This window comes from Kitasatospora sp. NPDC057940 (assembly GCF_042887425.1).
Classification (GTDB): domain Bacteria; phylum Actinomycetota; class Actinomycetes; order Streptomycetales; family Streptomycetaceae; genus Kitasatospora.
This window is the reverse complement of the sequence record NZ_JBHVPH010000007.1, coordinates 301,772-326,745: the sequence shown is the minus strand read 5'-3', so window position 1 is coordinate 326,745 and position 24,974 is coordinate 301,772. Positions and strand designations below refer to the sequence as shown.

At 71.9% G+C, this 24,974-nt stretch carries 23 protein-coding genes; 14 read left to right on the top strand and 9 right to left on the bottom strand.

Features of this window, described 5'->3' with window-relative positions; all coding sequences use genetic code 11:
• Positions 1-140: 140 nt before the first annotated feature.
• Positions 141-878, bottom strand: coding sequence for a chitinase (locus ACFVTF_RS15025; protein WP_387813685.1), 738 nt, complete (start codon positions 876-878; stop codon positions 141-143).
• Between the two features lie 303 nt (positions 879-1,181).
• The gene (locus ACFVTF_RS15020; RefSeq protein WP_350878232.1) at positions 1,182-1,475 is read right to left on the bottom strand and encodes a hypothetical protein; all 294 of its coding nucleotides are present in this window, start codon (positions 1,473-1,475) and stop codon (positions 1,182-1,184) included.
• A gap of 157 nt (positions 1,476-1,632) precedes the next feature.
• Here ACFVTF_RS15020 and holA point away from each other — a divergent pair, with 157 nt between their 5' ends.
• On the top strand, positions 1,633-2,631 hold the full coding sequence (holA, locus tag ACFVTF_RS15015) for a DNA polymerase III subunit delta (protein WP_371516906.1): 999 nt from the start codon (positions 1,633-1,635) through the stop codon (positions 2,629-2,631).
• Between the two features lie 459 nt (positions 2,632-3,090).
• Here the strand turns inward: holA and rpsT are convergent, their stop codons facing one another.
• A complete protein-coding gene (gene rpsT, locus ACFVTF_RS15010; RefSeq protein WP_270147017.1) occupies positions 3,091-3,360 on the bottom strand; it encodes a 30S ribosomal protein S20 in 270 nt (89 codons plus the stop codon).
• 175 nt (positions 3,361-3,535) lie between these two features.
• A complete protein-coding gene (locus ACFVTF_RS15005) occupies positions 3,536-3,841 on the bottom strand; it encodes an antibiotic biosynthesis monooxygenase family protein (RefSeq protein ID WP_387813682.1) in 306 nt (101 codons plus the stop codon).
• Positions 3,842-4,029: 188 nt separating this feature from the next.
• Here ACFVTF_RS15005 and lepA point away from each other — a divergent pair, with 188 nt between their 5' ends.
• Positions 4,030-5,898 carry a translation elongation factor 4 gene (lepA, locus tag ACFVTF_RS15000; protein WP_387813680.1) on the top strand — a complete coding sequence of 623 codons (1,869 nt, stop codon included), beginning with the start codon at positions 4,030-4,032 and terminating at the stop codon, positions 5,896-5,898.
• Between the two features lie 190 nt (positions 5,899-6,088).
• On the opposite strand, the gene ACFVTF_RS14995 is transcribed toward lepA, so the two are convergent.
• Both ACFVTF_RS14995 and ACFVTF_RS14990 read right to left on the bottom strand, forming a co-directional pair.
• Positions 6,089-7,987 (bottom strand): ABC transporter ATP-binding protein, encoded by a 1,899-nt coding sequence (locus tag ACFVTF_RS14995; RefSeq protein ID WP_387813714.1) that lies wholly within the window; start codon positions 7,985-7,987, stop codon positions 6,089-6,091.
• Between the two features lie 209 nt (positions 7,988-8,196).
• Complete coding sequence (locus tag ACFVTF_RS14990) at positions 8,197-9,930, bottom strand: ABC transporter ATP-binding protein (RefSeq protein WP_387813678.1); 1,734 nt, start codon at positions 9,928-9,930, stop codon at positions 8,197-8,199.
• A gap of 358 nt (positions 9,931-10,288) precedes the next feature.
• On the opposite strand from ACFVTF_RS14990, the gene ACFVTF_RS14985 reads away from it, so the two are divergent.
• Genes ACFVTF_RS14985 through ACFVTF_RS14975 form a run of 3 tightly spaced genes read left to right on the top strand, consistent with a single transcriptional unit; the run spans position 10,289 to position 14,146 of the window.
• Positions 10,289-12,262, top strand: a complete 1,974-nt coding sequence (locus tag ACFVTF_RS14985) for an AMP-dependent synthetase/ligase (protein ID WP_387813676.1) — start codon at positions 10,289-10,291, stop codon at positions 12,260-12,262.
• A gap of 58 nt (positions 12,263-12,320) precedes the next feature.
• Positions 12,321-13,550 carry a radical SAM family heme chaperone HemW gene (gene hemW, locus ACFVTF_RS14980; protein ID WP_363369926.1) on the top strand — a complete coding sequence of 410 codons (1,230 nt, stop codon included), beginning with the start codon at positions 12,321-12,323 and terminating at the stop codon, positions 13,548-13,550.
• Positions 13,551-13,591: 41 nt separating this feature from the next.
• The gene (locus ACFVTF_RS14975; RefSeq protein WP_387813674.1) at positions 13,592-14,146 is read left to right on the top strand and encodes a Uma2 family endonuclease; all 555 of its coding nucleotides are present in this window, start codon (positions 13,592-13,594) and stop codon (positions 14,144-14,146) included.
• A gap of 3 nt (positions 14,147-14,149) precedes the next feature.
• On the opposite strand, the gene ACFVTF_RS14970 is transcribed toward ACFVTF_RS14975, so the two are convergent.
• The 3 genes from ACFVTF_RS14970 to htpX form a co-directional block, all read right to left on the bottom strand.
• Entirely contained in the window at positions 14,150-14,977 is an 828-nt protein-coding gene (locus tag ACFVTF_RS14970) for a DUF3097 domain-containing protein (RefSeq protein WP_387813670.1), read from the bottom strand.
• Between the two features lie 24 nt (positions 14,978-15,001).
• Entirely contained in the window at positions 15,002-15,586 is a 585-nt protein-coding gene (locus tag ACFVTF_RS14965; RefSeq protein ID WP_387813668.1) for a hypothetical protein, read from the bottom strand.
• A 70-nt stretch (positions 15,587-15,656) separates the two neighbouring features.
• Entirely contained in the window at positions 15,657-16,577 is a 921-nt protein-coding gene (gene htpX, locus ACFVTF_RS14960) for a zinc metalloprotease HtpX (RefSeq protein WP_063347524.1), read from the bottom strand.
• 263 nt (positions 16,578-16,840) lie between these two features.
• Here htpX and hrcA point away from each other — a divergent pair, with 263 nt between their 5' ends.
• The 9 genes from hrcA (at position 16,841) to ACFVTF_RS14915 (ending at position 24,960) form a co-directional block, all read left to right on the top strand.
• Positions 16,841-17,875: a heat-inducible transcriptional repressor HrcA gene (gene hrcA, locus ACFVTF_RS14955; protein WP_063347523.1), complete on the top strand. Its 1,035-nt coding sequence runs from the start codon at positions 16,841-16,843 to the stop codon at positions 17,873-17,875.
• Between the two features lie 76 nt (positions 17,876-17,951).
• Positions 17,952-19,091: a molecular chaperone DnaJ gene (gene dnaJ / locus ACFVTF_RS14950; RefSeq protein WP_350878218.1), complete on the top strand. Its 1,140-nt coding sequence runs from the start codon at positions 17,952-17,954 to the stop codon at positions 19,089-19,091.
• 111 nt (positions 19,092-19,202) lie between these two features.
• The gene (locus tag ACFVTF_RS14945; RefSeq protein ID WP_371516898.1) at positions 19,203-19,952 is read left to right on the top strand and encodes a 16S rRNA (uracil(1498)-N(3))-methyltransferase; all 750 of its coding nucleotides are present in this window, start codon (positions 19,203-19,205) and stop codon (positions 19,950-19,952) included.
• Between the two features lie 306 nt (positions 19,953-20,258).
• Positions 20,259-20,612 (top strand): histidine triad nucleotide-binding protein, encoded by a 354-nt coding sequence (locus tag ACFVTF_RS14940; RefSeq protein WP_350878214.1) that lies wholly within the window; start codon positions 20,259-20,261, stop codon positions 20,610-20,612.
• A 5-nt stretch (positions 20,613-20,617) separates the two neighbouring features.
• A complete protein-coding gene (locus ACFVTF_RS14935; RefSeq protein WP_387813664.1) occupies positions 20,618-21,541 on the top strand; it encodes a ribonuclease Z in 924 nt (307 codons plus the stop codon).
• 176 nt (positions 21,542-21,717) lie between these two features.
• The gene (locus ACFVTF_RS14930) at positions 21,718-22,836 is read left to right on the top strand and encodes a PhoH family protein (protein ID WP_371516896.1); all 1,119 of its coding nucleotides are present in this window, start codon (positions 21,718-21,720) and stop codon (positions 22,834-22,836) included.
• Positions 22,837-22,850: 14 nt separating this feature from the next.
• Entirely contained in the window at positions 22,851-23,345 is a 495-nt protein-coding gene (gene ybeY, locus ACFVTF_RS14925) for an rRNA maturation RNase YbeY (protein ID WP_063347517.1), read from the top strand.
• 19 nt (positions 23,346-23,364) lie between these two features.
• Positions 23,365-24,690, top strand: coding sequence for a hemolysin family protein (locus ACFVTF_RS14920; protein WP_371516895.1), 1,326 nt, complete (start codon positions 23,365-23,367; stop codon positions 24,688-24,690).
• Between the two features lie 33 nt (positions 24,691-24,723).
• Positions 24,724-24,960 (top strand): hypothetical protein, encoded by a 237-nt coding sequence (locus tag ACFVTF_RS14915; RefSeq protein WP_371516894.1) that lies wholly within the window; start codon positions 24,724-24,726, stop codon positions 24,958-24,960.
• Positions 24,961-24,974: the final 14 nt, after the last annotated feature.

The following is a 24,974-nucleotide window of genomic DNA, read 5'->3' as shown; positions in this document are numbered from 1 at the left end:
CCTCCCGGGCGCCGGGGCGCGCCCCGCAGACCTATCGCGGCCGCCTCCGGGCCTGGCCCGGAGCGCGCCGAAGTACGGGCACCTGCGATGGCGCGTCGCACTCGACCATCAAGCGCGAGCTGTCGGCAGGGCCGGCCGGGTCAGCAGGAGATGTTGCCGCCGCCGACGTCGGTGCCGAGGATGCCGACGAAGTTCCGGAAGAGGTTGATGCGGTCGTTGCGCTCGTCCGGGTTCTTGCCGTCGCATTCGAGGGCGCCGTTGATGCTGCGGATGGTCTCGCCGAAGCCCCTGCCGTTGACGATGGCGTCGTGCGCGGTCATCGTCCCGGCGCCGCTCTGGGTGTCCCAGAACCAGAGGCCGGTCTTCCACGAGACGGCGGAGTCCCGTTCCACCTGGTACGGGTCGTGCAGCAGGTCGATGTGCAGGGCGTCGCCCGCCGCCTTGTAGTTGAAGTTCCAGCTGATCTGGAGCGGGCCGCGCCCGTAGTAGGCGCTCTGGCCGGCCGGACAGCCGTAGGACTGCGAGGCGTCGCAGTAGTGGCTGTAGTTGGCGGTGTTCTGCTCGACGACGTACCGCAGGCCGCCGGTCTCGTGGCTGACGTTGGCGAGGAAGGCGGCCGCCTCCCGCTTGCGCGTCGCGTCGTCGCCGGTGGTGGCGAACCCGGGGTAGGCGCTCAGCGCATTGACCAGGCCGTCGTACGTGTAGAAGGAGTTCCGGCTCGGGAACATCTGGTTGAACTGCGCCTCACTGACCACGAACCCGTCGGCGGAGGCGGGCGTCGCCGGAACGGCGACCGCCAGCCCGCTCGCGACTGCGGCGGCGCTCAGCACGGCCAGAACGCGGGACCGGGTCCGGGAGAGGGCGCGGGATACCGACATCTGCACTCCTTGGGTGGCGTGGACCGAGTCGCTGGGCCCCTTCGGGCAGCCGGCTCGGATGCCCGAAGATTCGTGGCCGAAGCAACGTTCGCAGAATGGCACGCACTTGGAGTGAGCAGGCGCGGAACTGACGGTGATTCACTCGACGGGGGTGTGGCTCATCGAGGGTTGACGCCGCGGTGGCCGGACCCGGTGGCCTCGCGCTCCTCGGCCCGGAACGGGCGCAGCGCCGCGTCCGGGGCCCGTCCCCCCTCGCCCGTCCCTCTCGAAGGTTCCGAACCGGGCCGGGCCCGGCCGTCGGGGTCAGCCTTCCTCGCGCCAGCCCTCGTGCTCGACGGCGATGGCGTCCAGGGCGCGCAGCAGGGCCGGGGTCCAGCCGTCCTCCGGGGGCTCGACGACGACCAGCCACTGGGCGTCCTCGGCGTCGTCCTCGCCGGCCAGGGCGTCCCGGACGAGGTCGAGCTCGCCGAGGTCGGGGTGGGCGGCGCTGAGCTCCTCGGAGGCGTCCTCGGCGGCGTCGCGGTCGGGCAGGACGAGCAGTTGCCGGGCGTGCGGGTCGTTGACGTCCGGCAGGTCGGTGGTGTGGTTCTCGGTCACCGGACCATTGTCCAGGTCGGGTGACCGGCACGGTCGGGCAGGTCTGGTCAGGCGGGCCGGGCCGGAGAATCGGGGCCGGAGAGGCGGGGCCGGCGGCCAGGGGGGCCGGGGCCGCCCCGGGTGGGAGTGTCCGTGCCCCGTGGGATGCTGGTAGGCGATGGCCAGGAAGAGTGCACCCGACGACCTGCTCGCCCCGCTGACCCTCGCGGTCGGCCAGGAGGAGCTGCTGCTGGACCGCGCGGTCGCCCAGGTGGTGGCGGCGGCGAAGGCGGCGGATCCGGACACCGACGTGCGGGATCTGCCGCCCGGCGGCCTGCAGCCGGGCAGCCTGGCCGAGCTGACCACGCCGTCGCTGTTCGCCGAGCGCAAGGTGATCGTGGTGCGGGCCGCGCAGGACCTCTCCGCCGACTCGGTGAAGGAGGTCAAGGCCTACATCGAGGCGCCGGCCGAAGAAGTGATCATGGTGCTGGCGCACGCGGGCGGGGCCAAGGGCAAGGGCCTGCTGGACGCCGGGCGCAAGGCCGGCGGCCGCGAGGTGGCGTGCGCGAAGCTGACCAAGGCGAGCGAGCGGCTGGCCTTCGTCCGGGGCGAGTTCCGTACGCTGGGCCGCTCGGCGACGCCGGAGGCCTGCCAGGCCCTGCTGGACTCGCTCGGCAGCGACCTGCGCGAGCTGGCGGCCGCGTGCAGCCAGTTGACCTCGGACGTCGAGGGCACGATCGACGAGACGGTGGTGGCCCGCTACTACAGCGGCCGGGCCGAGGCGACGGGCTTCGAGGTGGCCGACCTGGCGGTCACCGGCCGGGCCGCGGAGGCGCTGGAGCGGCTGCGCTGGGCGCTGGCGGTGGGCCAGCCGCCGACCGGCATCACCTACGCGCTGGCCTCCGGCGTGCGCAGCATCGGGCGGCTGGCGACCACCGGGCGGAACATGCGTCCGGCCGACCTGGCCCGCGAGTTGGGCATGCCGCCGTGGAAGGTCGACCGGGTGCGCCAGCAGATGCGCGGCTGGACGGGCGACGGGGTGGCCACCGCGCTGACCGCGATCGCCCAGGCGGACGCCGCCGTCAAGGGCGGCTCGGACGATCCGGCCTTCGCGCTGGAGCGCGCGGTGGTGGCCGTCGCCCGGGCGGCCCGGGCCGGGTCCCGCCCGGCGTACTGACGGCGCGGCCACCGGACCGGACCCAGGACGAGCCGGACCCGGCTGCCGGCTGCCCGCCTGCCCCGCTACCCACCCGCCCGGCCCCGTTACCCGCCTACCCGGCCCCCGTCGACCCGCCCGCCCCGCTACCCGCCTACCCGGCCCCCGCCGACCCGCCTGCCCCCGCCTGCGCGCCCATCGAGCGGACGGCCTCCCAGGCGTCGGCCCGCAGCGCCGCCCGACCCTCCGGAGCCCCGTTCGCGCGTGACCGGCAGGCGACAGCGCTCGGGCCACGGAACGCGACAGGCGCCGTAGCGGGCCTCTGGGGAGAGGCCGACTACGGCGCCTGTCGTACTGCTTCGTACACCGCACCCGCGTGGCGAACGCAGGCCGCGTGCGGTGCGAGTCTCGCGCGCCTCAGGGGTCCGGGTAGAGGGCCGGGTCCGTCCCGAGGCGGTGGGGGCCGAGGCCCCCGAGGCGTCAGGCCTGGGCGGCCGCGTTGACGCGCTTGGTGATGGCCGACTTCTTGTTGGCGGCCTGGTTGGCGTGGATGACGCCCTTGCTCACGGCCTTGTCCAGCGCCTTGGAGGCGGCGCGGGCCAGCACGGTGGCCTTCTCGGTCTCGCCGGCGGCAGCGGCCTCACGGGCCTTGCGCAGGGCGGTCTTCAGCGAGGACTTGACGGCCTTGTTGCGCAGGCGCGCCTTCTCGTTGGTCTTGTTGCGCTTGATCTGGGACTTGATGTTCGCCACGAAGGAGCCTCAGTCTTGTCTAAAAGGATTGAACGGGCTGCACCGCGCGGCCGCCGGGCAGCTGAGAGGGCATGCCGGGGCCAGGTGCAGCAGCCCACGCTACCAGGGGCCCGCCACCCGCCCCAAACCGGGCGCCCGGCCCCGCGGCCGGGCCGCCTGCGCGGTAGCGGGTCGCCTACGCACTGAGCACCGGCTCCCCGTAGTGCTCGACCTCCGGGAACGGCCGGTAGAAGCGGTGCAGCAGCTCCCGCCACCGCAGGTACTCGGCTGAGCCGCGGAAGCCCTCGGTGTGGTCCGCGAGCGTCTCCCATTCCACCTGGAGGAGGAATCGCGAGCCGCGTCCTTCGTCGAGGCAGCGGCGCAGCTGCAGGGAGCGGAAGCCCCGCTGGACGGCGATCAGGGGCCGGGCCTCGGCGAAGGCGGCGAGGAATTCGTCCTCCTGGCCGGGCAGGACGTCGAGCAGGGCGCTTTCGAGGATCACGGGGTGCCATCCTGCCGCCTGGCGCGGGCCCGGAGGAGGTCCGGGCGTACCGAACGGCGGCCCGCGCCGTGGTCGTGGGAGGATGGGAGGAACTATTTCGATCGGACGAGACTGTCCGGTCCCCGGGAAAACCGGTCAGCGATGACCAGGACACCCCCGGCCCCGGACCAACGGAGAATCGGACCAAGGTGCCCGCGACCCCCAGCAATGTGCCAGAGCCCAGCCGTACCGACCCGGCGCTGATCCGCAACTTCTGCATCATCGCCCACATCGACCACGGCAAGTCGACGCTCGCAGACCGGATGCTGCAGATCACGGGCGTCGTCGACCCGCGGCAGATGCGCGCCCAGTACCTCGACCGCATGGACATCGAGCGCGAGCGCGGCATCACCATCAAGTCGCAGGCGGTCCGCCTCCCGTGGGCGCCGAAGACCGGTCCGAGTGCCGGGACGACGCACATCCTCAACATGATCGACACCCCCGGCCACGTGGACTTCACGTACGAGGTGTCCCGCTCCCTCGCGGCCTGCGAGGGCACCATCCTGGTGGTCGACGCGGCCCAGGGCATCGAGGCGCAGACCCTCGCCAACCTGTACCTGGCGCTGGAGAACGACCTCACGATCGTCCCGGTGCTGAACAAGATCGACCTGCCGGCCGCCCAGCCGGAGAAGTACGCGGCGGAGATCGCGCACATCATCGGCTGCGACCCCTCGGACGTGCTGCAGGTCAGCGCCAAGACCGGCCTCGGCGTCGAGGACCTGCTGGACCACATCGTCAACACCGTCCCGGCCCCGGTCGGCGTCAAGGACGCCCCGGCCCGCGCGATGATCTTCGACTCGGTGTACGACTCCTACCGCGGCGTGGTCACCTACGTGCGTGTCGTGGACGGGCAGCTCACCAAGCGCGAGCGGATCGCGATGATGTCCACCGGCGCCACCCACGAGCTGCTGGAGATCGGCGTCATCTCGCCCGAGCCGAAGGTCGCCGACGGCCTGGGCGTCGGCGAGGTGGGCTACATCATCACCGGCGTGAAGGACGTCCGGCAGTCCAAGGTCGGTGACACCATCACCTCGATGCACAAGGGTGCGACCGAGGCGCTGGGCGGCTACAAGGACCCGCGCCCGATGGTGTTCTCCGGCCTGTACCCGCTGGACGGCTCGGACTACCCGCTGCTGCGCGACGCCCTGGACAAGCTGCGGCTGAACGACGCGGCGCTGGTGTACGAGCCGGAGACCTCGGTCGCGCTCGGCTTCGGCTACCGCTGCGGCTTCCTCGGCCTGCTGCACCTGGAGATCATCCGGGAGCGCCTGGAGCGCGAGTTCAACCTCGACCTGATCTCCACCGCCCCGAACGTGGTCTACCGGGTGATCATGGAGGACGGTACCGAGCACACCGTCACCAACCCGAGCGAGTTCCCGACCGGCAAGATCGCCGAGGTGTACGAGCCGGTCGTGCGCGGCACCATCCTGGCGCCCAACGAGTTCGTCGGCGCGATCATGGAGCTCTGCCAGTCCCGCCGCGGCAACCTCCAGGGCATGGACTACCTGTCCGAGGACCGGGTCGAGCTGCGCTACACCCTGCCGCTCGCCGAGATCGTCTTCGACTTCTTCGACCAGCTGAAGTCCAAGACCCGCGGCTACGCCTCGCTCGACTACGAGCCCATCGGCGAGCAGTCCGCCCAGCTGGTGAAGGTCGACATCCTGCTGCACGGCGACGCGGTGGACGCCTTCTCCGCGATCGTGCACAAGGACAAGGCCTACGGCTACGGCGTGATGATGGCGGGCAAGCTGCAGAAGCTGATCCCGCGCCAGCAGTTCGAGGTGCCGATCCAGGCGGCCATCGGCTCCCGGGTGATCGCCCGTGAGACGGTCCGCGCGATCCGCAAGGACGTCCTCGCCAAGTGCTACGGCGGTGACATCTCGCGCAAGCGCAAGCTGCTGGAGAAGCAGAAGGAAGGCAAGAAGCGGATGAAGATGGTCGGCCGCGTGGAGGTCCCGCAGGAGGCCTTCATCGCCGCGCTGTCCACCGACGCCGAGGCGCCGAAGGAAAAGAAGTAACCACAGGCGCGTGAGAGGGGCCCGGGCGGACGACCGCCCGGGCCCCTCCTCGTTTTCCCCGCCGGATCGGGCCGCCGTAGCTTCCCCGCCGTAGCTTCCCCGCCGGAGCGAGCCGACGTCCGACGCACCACGGACGAGGAGCCGGGGCGGTTCGGGCCCGCCCCGGCTCGGCGCCGGCGGTGTGCGACGGTCAGTCCACCTCGGCCACGGCCTCCGCGAACTGCGCCTGGTACAGCCGCGCGTAGGCGCCGTGCGCGGCGATCAGCTCGTCGTGCGAGCCCTGTTCGACGATCGAGCCGTTCTCCATCACCAGGATCACGTCGGCGTCCCGGATGGTGGAGAGCCGGTGCGCGATCACGAAGCTGGTGCGGCCGGTGCGCAGCCGGGCCATGGCCCGCTGGATCAGCACCTCGGTGCGGGTGTCGACGGAGCTGGTCGCCTCGTCCAGGACGAGGATCGACGGCTGGGCGAGGAACGCCCGGGCGATGGTGATCAGCTGCTTCTCGCCCGCGCTGACCCCGGCGCCGTCGTCGTCGATGACGGTGTCGTAGCCGTCCGGCAGGGTGCGCACGAAGCGGTCGACGTGGGCGGCCTTGGCGGCCTCGATGACCTGCTCGCGGGTGGCTCCCTGGGCGCCGTAGGCGATGTTGTCGGCGATGGTGCCGCCGAACAGCCAGGTGTCCTGGAGCACCATGCCGATGCCGGAGCGCAGTTCCTCGCGGGACATCGCGGAGACGTCGACCCCGTCGAGGGTGATCCGCCCGGAGCTGACCTCGTAGAACCGCATCAGGAGGTTGACCAGGGTGGTCTTGCCGGCGCCGGTGGGGCCGACGATGGCGACGGTCTGGCCGGGTTCGACCTTGAGCGAGAGGTCCTCGATGAGCGGCTTCTCGGGGTCGTAGCGGAAGGACACGTCCTGGAAGGCGACCCGGCCGTGGATGGTGTCGGGCCGCTCGGACGCGGTCGGTTCGGGGGTCTGCTCGGGGGCGTCCAGCAGCTCGAAGACGCGCTCGGCGGAGGCGACCCCGGACTGCACCAGGTTGGCCATGCTGGCGACCTGGGTGAGCGGCTGGCTGAACTGCCGCGAGTACTGGATGAACGCCTGCACGTCGCCGATGGACAGCGCGCCGCTGGCCACCCGCAGGCCGCCGACGACCGCGACCAGCACGTACTGCAGGTTGCCGATGAGCATCATCGCGGGCTGGATGATCCCGGAGATGAACTGCGCCCGGAAGCTGGAGGTGTACAGCGCCTCGTTGTGCTCGCGGAAGGTCTCGGCGGACTCGCGCTGGCGGCCGAACACCTTGACCAGGGTGTGGCCGGTGTACATCTCCTCGATGTGCGCGTTGAGTTGGCCGGTGGACTTCCACTGCTGGACGAACTGGGGCTGCGCCCGCTTGCCGACCTTGGCGGCGACGGCCACCGACAGCGGCACCGAGATCAGGGCGATCGTCGCCAGCAGCGGGGAGATCCAGAACATCATCGCCAGCACGCCGATCACGGTGAGCAGGGAGTTGACGACCTGTCCCATGGTCTGCTGCATGGACTGGCTGATGTTGTCGATGTCGTTGGTGACCCGGCTGAGCACCTCGCCGCGCGGCTGCTTGTCGAAGTAACTGAGCGGCAGCCGGGCGAGTTTGGCCTCGACGTCCTGGCGCAGCCGGTAGCCGGCCCGCTGGATCGCCGCGGTGGCCAGCCGGCCCTGGACGATGCCGAACAGGGCGGAGGCGAGGTAGATGACCAGCACCCAGAGCAGGACGGTGCCGATGGCGCCGAAGTCCATGCCCTGGCCGGGGGTGAAGTCCACCGAGGAGAGCAGGCCGGCGACGCCGCCCTCGCCGTGGGCGCGCAGCCCTTCGACGATCTGCGTCTTGGAGGTGCCGGGTTCGAAGCGGGCGCCGACGACGCCGGCGAAGATCAGGTCGGTGGCGTTGCCGAGGACCTTGGGGCCGGTGACGGCGCAGCCGATGCTGAGCACGCCGAGGGCCAGCACGCCGGAGATCAGGTTGCGTTCGGGGCGCAGCAGGGCGAGCAGCCGCTTGCCGGAGCCCTTGAAGTCCATGGACTTCTCGGTGCCCTGGCCGCCCATGAAGCGGCCCGGTCCGGCGGGGCCGCGGCGGGCGGCGGCGGCCTGCGAGTCGCTGGGCAGTTCGTCGGCGGTGTCCGCGGCCTTGGTGTCCGGGTCGGGCTTCGCGGGGTCGGCGGTCCCGGGGTCCACGGTTCTGGTGTCCGTGGCCTCGGGGTCCGCTGTCGCGGTGTCCGCGGTCCTGGTGTCCGCGTCGGGCTTGCCGGGGGTGGTCACGCCGCCTCCTGCTCGGTGAGCTGGGAGAGCACGATCTCCCGGTACGTCGGGTTGTCGGCCATCAGTTCGTGGTGGGTGCCGGTGCCGACGACCGCGCCTTCGTCGAGGACGATGATCCGGTCGGCGTCGCGGATGGTGGAGACGCGCTGGGCGACGATCAGCACGGTGGCGTCGGAGGTCTCGCGGGCGAGGGCCTTGCGCAGCCTGGCGTCGGTGGCGTAGTCGAGCGCCGAGAAGGAGTCGTCGAACAGGTAGACGTCGGGCTGGCGGACCAGGGCCCGGGCGATGGCCAGGCGCTGGCGCTGGCCGCCGGAGACGTTGCCGCCGCCCTGGGCGATCGGGGCGTCCAGGCCTTCGGGCAGGTCCTCGACGAAGTCCTTGGCCTGGGCGATCTCCAGGGCGTGCCAGAGTTCCTCGTCGGTGGCGTCGGGCCGGCCGTAGCGGAGGTTGCTGGCGACGGTGCCGGAGAACAGGTAGGGCTTCTGCGGGACGAGGCCGACGCTCTCGGCGATCGCCTCGGGGGCGAGTTCGCGCACGTCGACGCCGTCGAGCAGGACCTGGCCGGAGGTGGCGTCGAACAGCCGGGGCACGAGCCCGAGCAGGGTGGACTTGCCGCTGCCGGTGGAGCCGATGACGGCGGTGGTCTCGCCGGGGCGGGCGGTGATGGCGATGCCGCGCAGCACCGAGGCCTCGGCGCCGGGGTAGCGGAAGTCGACGTCGCGCAGTTCCAGGTTGCCGCGGCGCAGCACCTCGGTGATCGGCGCGGCGGGCGGGACGACGCTGGAGGAGGTGCCGAGGACCTCCTCGATGCGCTCGGCGCAGACCTCGGCGCGCGGCACCATCATGAACATGAAGGTGGCCATCATGACGCTCATGAGGATCTGCATCAGGTAGGAGAGGAAGGCGGTGAGCGCGCCGATCTGCATGCCGCCGTTGTCGATCCGGTGGGCGCCGAACCAGAGCACGGCGACGCTGGAGACGTTCACGACCAGCATCACGGCGGGGAACATGAACGACATCAGCCGGCCGACCTGGAGGGCGGTGTCGGTGAGGTCCCCGTTGGCCTTGGCGAAGCGGGCCTGCTCGTGGTCGTCCTTGACGAAGGCGCGGATGACCCGGATGCCGGTGATCTGCTCGCGCAGGACCCGGTTCACGGTGTCGATCCGGGTCTGCATGCTGCGGAACTTGGGGCGCAGCGAGCGGACGAGGAGGACGACGACGGCGCCGAGCAGCGGGATGACCGCGAGCAGCAGGCCGGACAGCGGCACGTCCTGGTTGAGGGCCATGATGATGCCGCCGACGCACATGATCGGGGCGGCCACCATGAGCGTGAAGCTCATCAGGGCCAGCATCTGGACCTGTTGGACGTCGTTGGTGGTGCGGGTGATGAGCGAGGGGGCGCCGAACTGGCCGACCTCGCGGGCGGAGAAGCTCTGGACCCGGTCGAAGACGGCGGCGCGGACGTCCCGGCCGAAGGCCATGGCGGTCTTGGAGCCGTAGTAGACGGCGCCGATCGAGCAGAGCGCCTGGACCAGGGTGATGCCGATCATCACCCCGCCCACCTGCAGGATGTAGCCGGTGTCGCCCTTGACCACGCCGTCGTCGATGATGTCGGCGTTGAGCGTCGGCAGGTAGAGCGCCGCCAGGGTGGACACCAGTTGGAGCCCCACGAGCAGCGCGATCGGTCGGGAGTACGGGCGCAGGTACGCCCTGAGGAGTCTGATCAGCACTGGCACACTCTTGTCGTCGACGGGTGGATTCGCATCCCGATTCTCGTTCTTTGGTGGACTCGTACAGGAGATTCACGAGTTGTGGACCGCAGGTTTGCCCAGTCCTTTGCCGAACCGTACGGCGGGCCCGATGGCCCGGGTTCACCGGGGCGCGGGCGGAGTCGTCGTCGGGCACCGGCGGCGCGGCGGTGTGCCGTCCGGGTCCCGCCCTCTTACGGAATGACCGGTTTCCCCCTAGGCTGCTGATTGCCCCCTTGTTACTCGCCGGTATCGCCCGGGTTGACCGGGGGCCCGGCGACCGCCCCCCACGGGCGCCGAAACCATCCCTCAGACGGCCACCCGCCCCCGGAGGTCCTCGTTGAGTTCCGCGCAGTCCCTGATCGACTCCGGCAGTGCCGACTTGGTCGCCGGGCGTCCCGCCTCCGTCGCCCACCTCTTCCTGGAGCGGGTCGCCGCCACCCCGAACGCCGAGGCCTACCGCTACCCGGCCCCGGTGGACGAGCACGCCGCGGACAGCGCCCCGGGCGCCGAGCAGTGGCGCTCGCTCACCTGGGCGCAGACCGCGGCCCGGGTCAAGGCGGTGGCCGCCGGCCTGATGGCGCTCGGCATCCAGCCGGAGGACCGGGTGGCGCTCGCCTCCTCCACCCGGCTCGAATGGATCATCGCCGACCTCGGGAACATGTGCGCGGGTGCCGCCACGACGACCGTCTATCCCAGCACCAACGCCGATGAGACCGCGTTCATCCTCTCCAACTCCGGTTCCAGAGCACTGTTCGCGGAGAACTCCGCCCAACTCGCCAAGGCCGTCGGCCAGCTCGGACAGCTGCCCGAGCTGCGGACCGTCATCCTGTTCGACGCCCCCGAGGCCGGCGCCACGGAGACCGGCACCGCCGGGGCCCCCGAGACTGGTACCCCCGGGGCCGACGGCCTGAACGCCCTCACCGTGCTCACCCTCGCCGAGCTGGAGCAGCGCGGCGCCGAGTACCTGGAGCAGCACCCGGACGCGGTCGAGAAGGCCGTCGCCGCGCTCGACAAGGAGCAGCTGGCCACCCTCATCTACACCTCCGGCACCACCGGCCGCCCCAAGGGCGTGCGCCTGGTGCACGACTGCTGGGCGTACGAGGCCCGGGCCCAGGAGGCCAGCGGGCTGCTGCGCTCCGACGACGTCCAGTTCATGTGGCTGCCGCTGTCGCACGTGTTCGGCAAGACGCTGATCTCCGGCCAGATCGCCACCGGCCACGTGATGGCCGTGGACGGCCGGGTCGACCGGATCATCCACAACCTGCCGGTCATCCGGCCGACCGTGATGGCCTCGGCGCCGCGCATCTTCGAGAAGGTCTACAACGGCATCGCCGGCCGGGCCCGGGCCGAGGGCGGCGCCAAGTACAAGATCTTCCGGTGGGCCGCCAAGGTCGCCCGCGAGCACGCCCGCGCCGTCCAGGAGAGCCGGATCGCCACCGGCGCCGGCACCGCCCCGCTGGGCCTCAGGCTCCAGCACGGCCTGGCCGACAAGCTGGTCTACGCCAAGATCCGCGCGGCCTTCGGCGGCCGGCTGCGCGGCGCCGTCTCCGGCAGCGCCGCGCTCGCGCCCGAGATCGGCTACTTCTTCCTCGGCGCCGGCGTGCCGATCCTGGAGGGCTACGGCCTCAGCGAGACCAGCGCCGGCTCCTGCGTCAACCGCGAGGAGGACATCCGGATCGGCACCGTGGGCCGCCCGCTGCCCGGCACCGAGGTCCGGATCGCCGAGGACGGCGAGATCCTGCTGCGCGGCCCCGGCGTCATGCGCGGCTACCACGACCTGCCCGAGAAGACCGCCGAGGTGCTGGAGGCCGACGGCTGGTTCCACACCGAGGACATCGGCGAGCTGGGCCCGGACGGCTTCCTGCGGATCACCGACCGCAAGAAGGACCTGTTCAAGACCTCCGGCGGCAAGTACGTCGCGCCCAGCGAGGTCGAGGGCAGGTTCAAGGCGGTCTGCCCGTTCGTCAGCAACATCCTCGTGATCGGCAACGGCCGCAACTTCTGCACCGCGCTGATCGGCCTGGACGAGGCGGTCATCATGCCGTGGGCCGCCGAGCACGGGCTGAAGGACAAGTCCTACGCCGAGGTGGTCGCCGACCCGCAGGTGCACCAGCTGATCGAGGGCTTCGTCAAGCGGCTCAACGCCGACCTCCAGCGCTGGCAGACGATCAAGAAGTTCCACCTGCTGCCGCGCGACCTCGACATCGAGCACGGCGAGCTCACCCCGAGCCTGAAGATCAAGCGCCCGGTGGTCGAGCGGACCTACGCGGACGCCGTCACCGCGATGTACGCGGGCGCCAACGAGGCCTGATCGGCCCCGACCCCGTACGGCTCACCGGTTCGGGTGAGCCGTACGGGACAATGGGGTCATGCCCTCCGCACTCCCCGACGGCGAACCGGTGCCGTCCGACGGTTCCCTGCCCGCATCCGCCCGCACCGGACTCGGTCAGCGGCCGTTCGGCTTCTACCTGCACGTTCCCTACTGCGCCAGCCGCTGCGGCTACTGCGACTTCAACACCTACACCGCCACCGAGCTGCGCTCCTCCGGGGCCGTCGCCTCCCAGGAGACCTACGCGGACAACGTGGTCGCCGAGATCCGGCTGGCCCGCCAGGTCCTCGGCCCGGTCGACCTGCCGGTGCAGACCGTCTTCCTCGGCGGCGGCACCCCCACCCTGCTGCCCGCCCGCGACCTGGTGAAGATGCTCGCCGCGCTGCGCGAGGAGTTCGGGCTCGCCGACGGCGCCGAGGTCACCACCGAGGCCAACCCGGAGTCCGTCGACCCGGCCTACCTGGCCGAACTGCGCGAGGGCGGCTACAACCGGATCTCCTTCGGCATGCAGAGCGCCCGCCCGCACGTCCTGAAGCTGCTCGACCGCCACCACACCCCGGGCCGCCCCGAGGCCTGCGTCGCCGAGGCCCGCGCCGCCGGCTTCGACCACGTCAACCTGGACCTCATCTACGGCACCCCCGGCGAGTCCGACGACGACTGGCGCGCCTCCCTGGACGCCGCCATCGGCGCCGGGCCCGACCACGTCTCGGCGTACTCCCTGATCGTCGAGGACGGCACCAAGCTCGCCGCCCGGGTCAAGCGCGGCGAACTGCCGATGATCGACGACGATGTGCACGCCGACCGCTACCTCATCGCCGAACAGGCCCTCAGCGCCGCCGGCTACACCTGGTACGAGGTCTCCAACTGGGCCACCACCCCCGAGGGCCGCTGCCGCCACAACGAGCTGTACTGGACCGGCGCCGACTGGTGGGGCGCCGGCCCGGGCGCGCACAGCCACGTCGGCGGCGTCCGCTGGTGGAACGCCAAGCACCCCGCCGCCTACGCCCAGGCCCTCGCCGAGGGCCGCACCCCCGCCCTGGGCCGCGAGGTGCTCGCCGAGGAGGACCGCCGGGTCGAGCGCATCCTGCTGGAACTGCGCCTCGCCGAGGGCATCCCGCTCACCCTCCTCACCGACACCGGCCGCCACGCCGCCGCCCGCCACCTCGCCGACGGCCTCCTCGCCGCCGAGCCGTACGCCGGGGGCCGCGCCGTCCTCACCCTCCAGGGCCGACTGCTCGCCGACGCGGTCGTGCGTGACCTGGTGGACTGACATTCGTTAGCGTGGACGTCAGCCGTCGGAGGGAGCGTGCGATGACCGCCATCGATGACCGGATGACCGGGATCTTCGAGAACCTGGAGGTGCCGGAGGGCGTCAAGGCCGAACTCATCAGGGGGGAAATCGTGATGATGGCCGGGCCGGACCTGGTCCACAACCTCATCGTCGAGTGCATCGTGGATCAGGTCCCGAGGGCTCTCTGGCACCGGTTGCAGACCCAGGACCTGGCATTCGCGCACGAGGCCAGCGAGCCGCAGCCCGATCTGGTGGTGATCGAGCGGGGCGCGGTGGAAGCCCCCGGACGGTTGGTTCCGGCACCGGCGGTGACCATGGTCGTCGAGGTGGTGTCGAAGACCAGCGCCTATCGCGACTACCACGTCAAGCGGGAGATGTACGCGGGCGGGACGATCGAGGCCTATCTGATCGTCGACCCCTTCAAGGGGGAGTGCCTGCTGCTCACCGAACCCGGCACCGCTACTGCGTCGGGCGTCCCGGACTACGCGGTCGGGCAGCCCTTCAAGTTCGGCGACCCCGTCCGGGTCGACGCCCTGGGCGTGACGCTGGACACGGGTGAGTTCGGAACGCTCTGACAGTCACTCCGGAGTCGTCACGAAGTCGATCAACTCCTCGACCTTGCCCAGCAGTTCCGGCTCCAGGTCCTTGTAGCTGTCCACCGCGGAGAGGATCCGCTTCCAGGCCGCGGGGGTGTTCACCGGCCAGCCGAGGCGGCGGCAGACGCCCTCCTTCCACTCCTCTGCGCGCGGGACGGCGGGCCAGCCGGGGATGCCGACGGAGGCGGGCTTCACGGCCTGCCAGATGTCGATGTAGGGGTGGCCGACGACCAGGACGGCGTCGCCGGTGACCTGGGCGGCGATGCGGTGCTCCTTGGTGCCGGGGAGCAGGTGGTCGACCAGGACGCCGAGGCGCCGGCCCGGGCCGGGGGCGAAGTCGGCGACGATCGCGGGCAGGTCGTCCACGCCCTCCAGGTACTCGACGACCACGCCCTCGATCCGCAGGTCGTCGCCCCAGACCCGCTCGACCAGTTCGGCGTCGTGCCGGCCCTCGACGTAGATCCGCGACTCGCGGGCGACCCGGGCCCGGGCGCCGGGGACGGCGACCGAGCCGGAGGCGGTGCGGCCCGGCGTGCGGGAGGGGGCGGGGCCGGCCGGGCGCACCAGGGTGACGGTCCGGCCCTCCAGCAGGAAGCCGCGCGGCACCAGCGGGAACACCCGGAGCTTGCCGAAGCGGTCCTCCAGGGTGACGGTGAAGCCCTCGGCGGTCTTCTCGCAGCGCACCACCGCGCCGCAGAAGCCGGTGGCGGCCTCCTCCACCACCAGGTCCCGTTCGGCGGTCACCTCCGGGGCGGGCTGCTGCTTCTTCCACGGCGGGGTCAGGTCGGGTCCGTACTGGCGGCTGCGCATGAAAGCGACTATACGGACGGACCGTCAGAGGCCCGGCGCGCCCCAGACCGGGAACCAGCGGCTGAGGTCCTTCTCCAGCCGCAGGTCGTTCCCGAGCATCGCGTTGACCTGGAGCTCCAGCGGGCTGTTGCGCCGCTCCCCGCCGCCGGGCATCGGGGCGAAGGGGTAGAAGGTGCCGCGCTTGTAGAGGTAGACCAGGGCCAGCGACTGCCCGGCAGGGTTGCGGAAGCCGACCAGCGAGCAGAGCAGCTGCGGCCCGAAGCCGTTCGCCTCCAGCTCGCTGTTGACCGCGTGCAGGTCGTTGACCAGGTCCGGCAGTTCCTCGGGGGTGTGCCGGGCGAGCAGCCAGGAGTAGCCGTAGCCGTCCTTGGAGGCCTCCACCGGGACGCCGCCGCGCTCGGTGTCGGCGTCGAGCAGTGCCCGCACCTGCTGTTCGACCTGGACGAAGGCCGCGCCCTCGACGGCGGCGAAGCAGACCGAGCCGAGCCCGGTGGGGGTGAACCCGGCCGCGGCCTCCAGGGTGAGGGCGGCGGACGGGACGCCGAACAGCTGGTCGAGGTCGGGCTTGACGGGCTTGGTGCGCCCGAACAGGGTGTCCAGGATTCCCACGGCGGTCCTTTCGGAGGAGGGAGTCGGGAGGAGTCGGGAGGGGGTCGGGAGGGCCGTAGGCGGCGGGGCCTCAGCGGCCGAGCTGCTCGGAGATCTTCGCCAGCTCCGCGAGCCGCTTCTCCAGCGTCGGGTGGGTGGAGAACAGCTGTGAGGCGGTCTCCCGGGCGCTCAGCGCGGGGGCGAAGTAGAAGGCGTTGTAGGGCTGCGCCTGGCGCAGGTCCTTGCTGGGGATGGCGGCGATCTGGCCGGTGACCTTGGTGAGCGCGGAGGCGAGGGCGCTGGGCCGACCGGTGAGCTGGGCGGCGGCGCGGTCGGCGGCGAGTTCCCGGTAGCGGGACAGGAGCCGGGTGAGCAGGAAGCTGATGGCGTAGACGACCATCGACACCAGCGGGATGATCAGGGCGACGATGGCCGCGTTCTGGTCGTTGTTGTTGCGGTTGCCGCCCATGAACCCGCCGTACATGGCGATCCGGGTCATGGCCCCGGCGAGGACGCCGAGGAAGCCGGCGATGGTCATCACCGCGACGTCCCGGTGGGCGACGTGGGACAGCTCGTGGGCGAGGACGCCCTCCAGTTCCTCGGGTTCCAGCCGGCGCAGCAGGCCGGTGGTGACGCACACCACGGCGTTCTGCGGGTTGCGGCCGGTGGCGAAGGCGTTCGGCATGTCGTTGTCGGCGACCGCCACCCGGGGTTTGGGCATGTCGGCCAGCGCGCAGAGCCGGTCGATGGTGCCGTGCAGTTGCGGGTACTGCTCAGGGGTCACCTGGTGGGCGCCCATCGCCCGTTCGGTGATCTTGTCGCTGAACCAGAACTGGGCCACGAACAGCCCGCCGGAGATCAGGACGATCAGTGGCCAGGCGCCGCGCAGCAGCACGATCAGCAGACCGGTGAAACCGACGTACAGCAGCCCGATCACGAACATCGTCACGACCATGCGGCCGGTCAGGCCGCGGTCGGGCGCGAAACGGGTGTGCTGGCCCGAGCTCGACATTGCTTGCTCCTCCATTCGCCGTCGTCTTCGATGCTGCCACCCGGACGGCCCTGCGGCACCACCCCCGCGCCGGGAACTGCGGGCAGGATCACTCCGGCCGGGCCGTTCCTGCCGTTGGGCCCGGGCCTTACACTGGCAGGTACGGTTTTGGCACTCGCAGGTTCAGAGTGCCAAAGCGGGTGCCGGAGCCGGGATCCTCCCGGAGCGGGCAGCAGCATGCGTGACACGAACGGACAACGTGCGAAGACGGAGGTGTGTGCCCCATGGCCGGTGAGGTTCGCCAGCTGGACGACCGCAAGCTCGCCGTGCTCCGCGCGATCGTCCAGGACTACGTGGGCACCGAGGAGCCGGTCGGTTCCAAGGCCCTGGTGGAGCGGCACAACCTCGGAGTCTCCCCGGCGACCGTGCGCAACGACATGGCGGCGCTGGAGGAGGAGGGCTACATCCACCAGCCGCACACCAGCGCCGGGCGCATCCCCACCGACAAGGGGTACCGCCTGTTCGTCGACAAGCTCGCCGAGGTCAAGCCGATGAGCGCCCCCGAGCGCCGGGCGATCCGGCACTTCCTGGACGGCGCCGTCGACCTGGACGACGTGGTCATGCGGACGGTGCGGCTGCTCGCCCAGCTCACCCGGCAGGTCGCGGTGGTGCAGTACCCCTCGCTGTCGCGCTCCACCGTGCGGCACATCGAGCTGGTGGCGCTGGCCCCGACCAAGGTGATGCTGGTCCTGATCACCAACACCGGCCGGGTCGAGCAGCGGATGGTCGACTGCCCGGGCCCGGTCGGCGAGACGGTCCTGGCGGACCTGCGGGCCCGGATCAACGCGCGGGCCGTCGGCCAGCGGCTGCCGGACGTGCCGGGGTTCCTGGAGGAGCTCCCGGCGGGTTTCGAGCCGCCGGACCGCCCGACCGTCAGCACGGTCCTGGCGACGCTGTTCGAAGCGCTCGCCGAGCAGAACGAGGAGCGGATCATGCTGGCCGGCACGGCCAACCTGACCCGCTTCGGGCACGACTTCCCCCTGACCATCCAGCCGGTGCTGGAAGCCCTGGAGGAGCAGGTCGTCCTGCTCCGCCTCCTGGGTGAGACGGCGGACGCCGCGATGACGGTCCGGATCGGGCGGGAGATCGCCTACGAGGGGCTGAATTCCACCTCGGTGGTGTCGGTCGGTTACGGTTCGGGCGACGAGAGCGTGGCCAAACTGGGTGTGATCGGTCCGACCCGGATGGACTATCCGGGCACAATGGGGGCGGTGCGTGCGGTGGCGCGGTACGTGGGCCAGATCCTGGCCGAGTCGTAGCACAGGCCGCCGTCGGAACCTCTGACGGCGGTGTCCAGTCGCAGCACTACTACAGGCGGAACAAGCGGAGCATTTGGTGGCCACGGACTACTACGCGGTACTCGGCGTCCGACGGGATGCGGGGCAGGACGAGATCAAGAAGGCCTTCCGGCGCCTGGCACGCGAACTGCACCCGGACGTCAACCCGGACCCGAAGACGCAGGAGCGGTTCAAGGAGATCAACGCCGCTTACGAGGTGCTCTCCGACCCGCAGAAGCGCCAGGTCTACGACCTCGGCGGTGACCCGCTCTCGCCGGGCGGCGGGGGCGCGGGCGGCTTCGGCGCGGGGGCGGCCGGATTCGGCTTCTCCGACATCATGGACGCCTTCTTCGGCGCCGCGGCCGGCCAGCGCGGCCCGCGCTCGCGCACCCGCCGCGGCCAGGACGCCATGATCCGGCTGGAGATCACCCTGGAGGAGGCCGCCTTCGGCACCACCAAGGAACTCCAGGTCGACACCGCCGTCACCTGCACCACGTGCAGCGGTGAGGGCGCGGCCCCCGGCACCTCCGCGCAGACCTGCGACATGTGTCGCGGCAGGGGCGAGGTCTCCCAGGTCACCCGGTCGTTCCTGGGCCAGGTCATGACCTCCCGGCCCTGCCCGCAGTGCCAGGGCTTCGGCACCGTCGTGCCGACCCCGTGCCCGGAGTGCGCCGGCGACGGCCGGGTCCGCGCCCGGCGCACCCTGACCGTCAAGATCCCGGCCGGTGTCGACAACGGCACCCGGATTCAGCTGGCCGGCGAGGGCGAGGTCGGCCCCGGCGGCGGCCCGGCCGGCGACCTGTACGTCGAGATCGCCGAGACCACCCACACCGTCTTCCAGCGGCGCGGGGACGACCTGCACTGCACCGTCACCATCCCGATGACGGCCGCGTCCCTCGGCACCCAGGTGCCGCTGCAGACCCTGGACGGGCTGGAGGAGGTCGACATCCGGCCCGGCACCCAGTCCGGCCAGTCGATCCCGCTGCACGGCCGCGGCATCACGCACCTGCGCGGCGGCGGCCGGGGCGACCTGATAGTGCATGTCGAGGTGCAGACGCCCACCAAGCTCGACCCCGAGCAGGAGGAGCTGCTGCGCCGGCTCGCGGTGCTGCGCGGCGAGGAGCGGCCGTCCGGCCAGTTCGCGCCGGGCCAGCAGGGCCTGTTCTCGCGCCTCAAGGACGCGTTCAACGGCCGCTAGGCCCTAGGCCGGGGCCGCTACTGGGCCCTGGCCGTCCGCGCGGGGGTGCCGGGTTCCGCCCGGCGCCCCTTTCGCGTTCCCGATCCGCCCCACCCCCCGGAGGTTCCCCGCATGACCGCCCCCGTCTTCGTCGTCGAGACCGAGCGGATCGCCGCCGCCGCGCCCGGCTCCGTGGTGCGCCTCGACGGGCCGGAGGGGCGGCACGCGGCCGCGGTGAAGCGGCTGGCGGCGGGCGAGGCGGTGACCCTCGCCGACGGGCTGGGCCTCGGGGTGGACGGGACGGTCGCCGCGGTGCTCGGCAAGGACGCGATCGACGTCACGGTGGCCGCCGTCCGCCGGGAGCCCGAGCCGGCGCCGCGGATCGTCGTCGTCCAGGCGCTGCCCAAGGGCGACCGCGGCGAGCTCGCGGTGGAGACCATGACCGAGGTCGGCGTGGACGTGATCGTCCCGTGGGCCGCCTCGCGCTGCATCACGCAGTGGAAGGGCGACCGGGGCGCCAAGGCGCTCGCCAAGTGGCGGGCCACCGCCCGGGAGGCCGGCAAGCAGTCCCGCCGGCTGCGCTTCCCCGAGGTGCGCGAGCCGGCGACCACCCGGCAGCTGGCGCCGCTGCTGGGCGGGGCCGCGTTCGCCGCCGTGCTGCACGAGGAGGGCGCCGAGCCGCTGGCGCTGGCCCCGCTGCCCGCGGCCGGGGACGTGGTGCTGGTGGTCGGCCCGGAGGGCGGGGTCTCCCCGGAGGAGCTGGCCGCGTTCGCCGAGGCGGGCGCCGGGCCGTACCGGCTGGGCCCCTCGGTGCTGCGCACCTCCACCGCCGGGGTGGCCGCCGGCGCCCTGCTGCTGGGGCGCACCGGCCGCTGGTCGTAGCCGGCCCGCCCGTGCGGCCGGAGTCCGCCCGATCGCGCACCTGGTCGACGGCACCCTCGTCCCCCGGCCCACGTACGCGTACTGGCTGGAGAACTGCGGCTGGGGCGTGCAGAACCACGGCGTCGACCCGGACGTCGAGGTGCCGATGGCCCCGCCCCGCACGGCCCCGCCGATGCCCCGGGCGCGGGGCGCGCCCCCGCCGCCCCGGCGGGCGGGAGAGCGGCCGAACGGGAGGTCGGCCGGGCCGACTTCCCGCTAGGCTGCGCCCGTACGGCCCCAGACCAGACACGAACCGAGGAGAAGCCGATGGCCGGCGAGCCGCAGCCCGACTGCCTGTTCTGCAAGATCGTTGCGGGCGAGATCCCGGCGACCGTGGTGCGCAAGACCGAGCGCGTCCTCGCCTTCCGCGACATCGCCCCCAAGGCGCCGCTGCACGTCCTGGTCATCCCGCACGTCCACTACCCGAACGCCGCCGCGCTGGCCGCCGCCGAGCCGGAGATCGCCGGTGAACTCCTCGCCGAGGCGGGCGCGGTGGCCAGGGACGAGGGCGTCGAGGACTACCGGCTGATCTTCAACACCGGCGCCGGCGCCGGCCAGACGATCTTCCACGCCCACGTCCACGTGCTCGGCGGCAAGCCGATGACCGAGAACATGGTCTGACCTACGTGTCACAGCGCGAACTCGTCGTCCTCGGCACCGCCAGCCAGGTGCCCACCCGGCACCGCAACCACAACGGCTACCTGCTCCGCTGGGACGGCGAGGGCCTGCTGTTCGACCCCGGCGAGGGCACCCAGCGGCAGATGCTGCTGGCCGGCGTTTCGGCCACCCAGATCACCCGGATCGCCGTGACGCACTTCCACGGCGACCACTGCCTGGGCCTCGCCGGGGTGATCCAGCGGATCAACCTGGACCGCGTCCCCCACCCGGTGGACGTCTACTTCCCGGCCTCCGGCGAGGTCTACTTCGAGCGGCTGCGGCACGCCACCGCCTACCACGAGACGGCCGTCCTGCGGCCCCGGCCGATCGACGAGCCGGGCCCGCTGCCCGCGCCCGGCGCCCGCTTCGCGCTGGACGCCGTACGGCTGTCCCACCCCGTGGAGTCCTTCGGCTACCGGCTGTCCGAGCCGGACGGCCGCCGCCTGGTGCCCGAACGCCTCGCCGCGCTGGGCGTCTTCGGCCCCGCCGTCGGCCGCCTCCAGCACGAGGGGGCGATCGAGGCGGACGGCCGGCGGGTCACCCTGGAGGAGGTCAGCGAGCCCCGGCCGGGCCAGCGCTTCGCCTTCGTGATGGACACCCGGCTCTGCGACGGCGTGTACGAACTCGCCGAGGGCGCCGACCTGTTGGTCGCCGAGTCGACCTTCACCGACGCCGACGCCCGGCTCGCCGAGGAGCACGGCCACCTCACCGCCGGGCAGGCCGCCAAGGCCGCCGCCGAGGCCGGCGCGCGCACCCTGGTGCTGACCCACTTCTCCCAGCGCTACCCGGACCTCGGCCAGCACCTGGCCGACGCCCGCAAGCACTTCGACGGCGAGCTGGTGGTCGCCGCCGACCTCACCCGGGTGCCCGTCCCCGTCCGGCGCCAGCCGTGAACCCGGCCCGCACCCCGTGAAAAGCGCTCGCGCCGCTCCCCGATCTGCCGCAGCATCGTCGGGTGCGGCCCCGCCGCCCGCCGCGACGACCACGTGCGCGGCGTACCCTGGTGCCCCGGAGAGACCGATCGGCACACGACACCACGGATGGGATGAGGCAGGCCCAGCGCCGACCTATGAGTGACACATCGCAGACCCGTACGAACGGACAGTCGCGCCCCGAACCGGCCGAGGACGGTCGTGTCAGCGCCCGGATCGTCATCCCCGAGAAGCACCCGATGGTCACCCTGCTCGGCACGGCGGACTCGCTGCTGCGCGTGATCGAGCAGGGCTTCCCCGCCGCCGACATCCACGTCCGCGGCAACGAGGTGACCGCCACCGGAGCGCGCGCCGAGGTCGCCCTCGTGCAGCGGCTCTTCACCGAGATGATGCTGGTGCTGCGCACCGGCCAGCCCTTGACGGAGGATTCCGTGGAGCGCTCCATCGCCATGCTCCGCGGTGCCGCGGAGGACCCGGACAGCCCGGCGCCGTCCAAGGTGTTCACCGCGAACATCCTGTCCAACCGGGGCCGCACGATCCGCCCCAAGACCCTCAACCAGCAGCGCTACGTCGACGCGATCGACAAGCACACGATCGTCTTCGGCCTCGGCCCGGCCGGCACCGGCAAGACCTACCTCGCGATGGCCAAGGCCGTCCAGGCCCTCCAGGCCAAGGAGGTCAACCGGATCATCCTGACCCGCCCGGCCGTCGAGGCGGGGGAGCGGCTGGGCTTCCTGCCCGGCACCCTCTACGAGAAGATCGACCCGTACCTGCGCCCGCTGTACGACGCGCTGCACGACATGATGGACCCGGACTCCATCCCGCGCCTGATGGCGGCCGGCACCATCGAGGTCGCGCCGCTGGCGTACATGCGCGGCCGCACCCTCAACGACGCCTTCATCATCCTGGACGAGGCCCAGAACACCTCGCCCGAGCAGATGAAGATGTTCCTCACCCGCCTCGGTTTCAACTCCCGGGTGGTGGTCACCGGCGACACCAGCCAGATCGACCTCCCGGGCGGCACCCGCAGCGGCCTCAAGGTCGTCCAGGACATCCTGGTCGACGTGCCCGACATCCACTTCTCCGTCCTCACCAGCACCGACGTGGTCCGCCACAAGCTGGTCGGCCGGATCGTGGACGCCTACGAACGCTGGGACGCCAAGCAGGAGGCCGAGGAGAACCCCTCGCCCGCCCGCAAGCCGGCCCAGCGGCGCGGCTCCCGCGCACCCCGCCAGTCCCATCGCACCGAAAGCTGAGTACGCAGCCCGTCATGTCGATCGACATCGCCAACGAGTCCGGTTGGGACGCCGATGAGGAAGCCATCCTCGACGTCGCCCGCTTCGCCCTGGACAAGATGCGGATCCACCCGCAGTCCGAACTGTCCGTGATCCTGGTGGACGGAGCGGCGATGGAGGAGCTGCACATCCAGTGGATGGACCTCCCCGGCCCCACCGACGTGATGTCCTTCCCGATGGACGAGCTGCGTCCCGGCAAGGAGGGCGAGGAGCTGCCGCAGGGCCTGCTCGGCGACATCGTGCTCTGCCCGGAGGTCGCCGAGCAGCAGGGCAAGGCGGCCCCCTCCAAGCACTCGATGGACGAGGAGCTCCAACTGCTCACCGTCCACGGGGTGCTGCACGTCCTCGGGTACGACCACGAGGAGCCCGAGGAGGAGGAGGAGATGTTCGCCCTCCAGAAGCGCATCCTGGACGACTGGCGGGCGGGCCGGGGCCTCGGTGGTCTCTCCCCGGCCCCCACCACCCACTGAGCGCGGAGCCCGAACTCCTGTGAGTGGTGAAAGTACGAGCTTCATCCTGGGTGCCGTGCTCCTCGTCGTCCTCGGCTGGCTGGCCGCGTGCGCCGAGGCGGGCATCTCCCGGGTCTCCCGGTTCCGGGCGGAGGAGGCCGTGCGGGCCGGGCGGCGCGGCTCGGCCCGGCTGCTGACCGTCGCGTCCGACCCGATCCGCTACCTCAACCTGGCGACCCTGATCCGGGTGGCCAGCGAGATGGCGGCGGCCGTCCTGGTCACCGTGGTGTGCGTGCGCAACGTGGAGCCGATCTGGCAGGCCGTGCTGCTGGCGTTCGGCGTGATGGTGCTGGTGTCCTTCGTCGCGGTGGGGGTCTCGCCGCGCACGATCGGGCGCCAGCACCCGCTCACCACCGCGACCGCCGCCTCCTTCGTGCTGCTGCCGCTGGCCGCGGTGCTCGGCCCGATCCCGCGGCTGCTGATCCTGCTCGGCAACGCGCTGACCCCGGGCAAGGGCTACCGGGAGGGGCCGTTCGCCTCCGAGGCCGAACTGCGGGCGCTGGTCGACCTCGCCGAGAAGGACGACCTGATCGAGGACGAGGAGCGCCGGATGGTGCACTCCGTCTTCGAGCTGGGCGACACCATCGTCCGCGAGGTGATGGTGCCGCGCACCGACCTGGTGATGATCGAGCGGCACAAGACCGTCCGGCAGGCGCTCACCCTGGCGCTGCGCTCGGGCTTCTCGCGGATCCCCGTGGTCGGGGACAGCGAGGACGACGTGGTCGGCATCGTCTACCTGAAGGACCTGGTCCGGCGCACCCACATCAACCGGGAGGCGGAGTCCGAGGAGGTCGGCGCGGTGATGCGCCCGGCCGTCTTCGTCCCGGACTCCAAGCCGGCCGGCGACCTGCTGCGCGAGATGCAGCAGCGCCGCTCGCACGTGGCGATCGTGATCGACGAGTACGGCGGCACGGCCGGCCTGGTCACCATCGAGGACGTCCTGGAGGAGATCGTCGGCGAGATCACCGACGAGTACGACCGGGAGATCGCGCCGGTCGAGGACCTCGGCGACGGCTCGTACCGGATCACCGCCCGGCTGCTGGTGGAGGACCTGGGCGAGCTGTTCGGCATCGAGCTGGAGGACGAGGACGTCGAGACCGTCGGCGGCCTGCTGGCCAAGCACCTCGGCCGGGTGCCGATCCCCGGCTCGGCCTGCGAGATCCCGCTGCCCGAGCCCGCCGGCACCGGGCTGACCGGCATCCTGCTGACCGCCGAGTCCTCGGCCGGGCGCCGCAACCGGATCGGCTCGATGGTCGCGACCCCGGTCCGCAAGGCCGCGGAGGCCGGGGTCGAACCCGGCGAGTAGCGGTCGCGCCCGGGCGGAGCGACCATGGACAGCATGACGCATCAACTTCGCGCGGAGTACGGCCCGCAGGGTGCGACCGGCGGGGTCAAGGTCTGGCACGTGGTGCGCGACGGAGACCCCGCGGTGGCGCTCTGCGGCCGCAGCCTGGCCGACGACGCCGAGACGCGGCCCGAGCAGGAGTGGGGCACCGGGCTGCGCTGCTGCCAGCAGTGCGGTTCGCTCTACATGCACGAGGTGCCGCACATGCAGGGGAGCCATCCCTACAGCTAGGCCGGCGTGGCCGG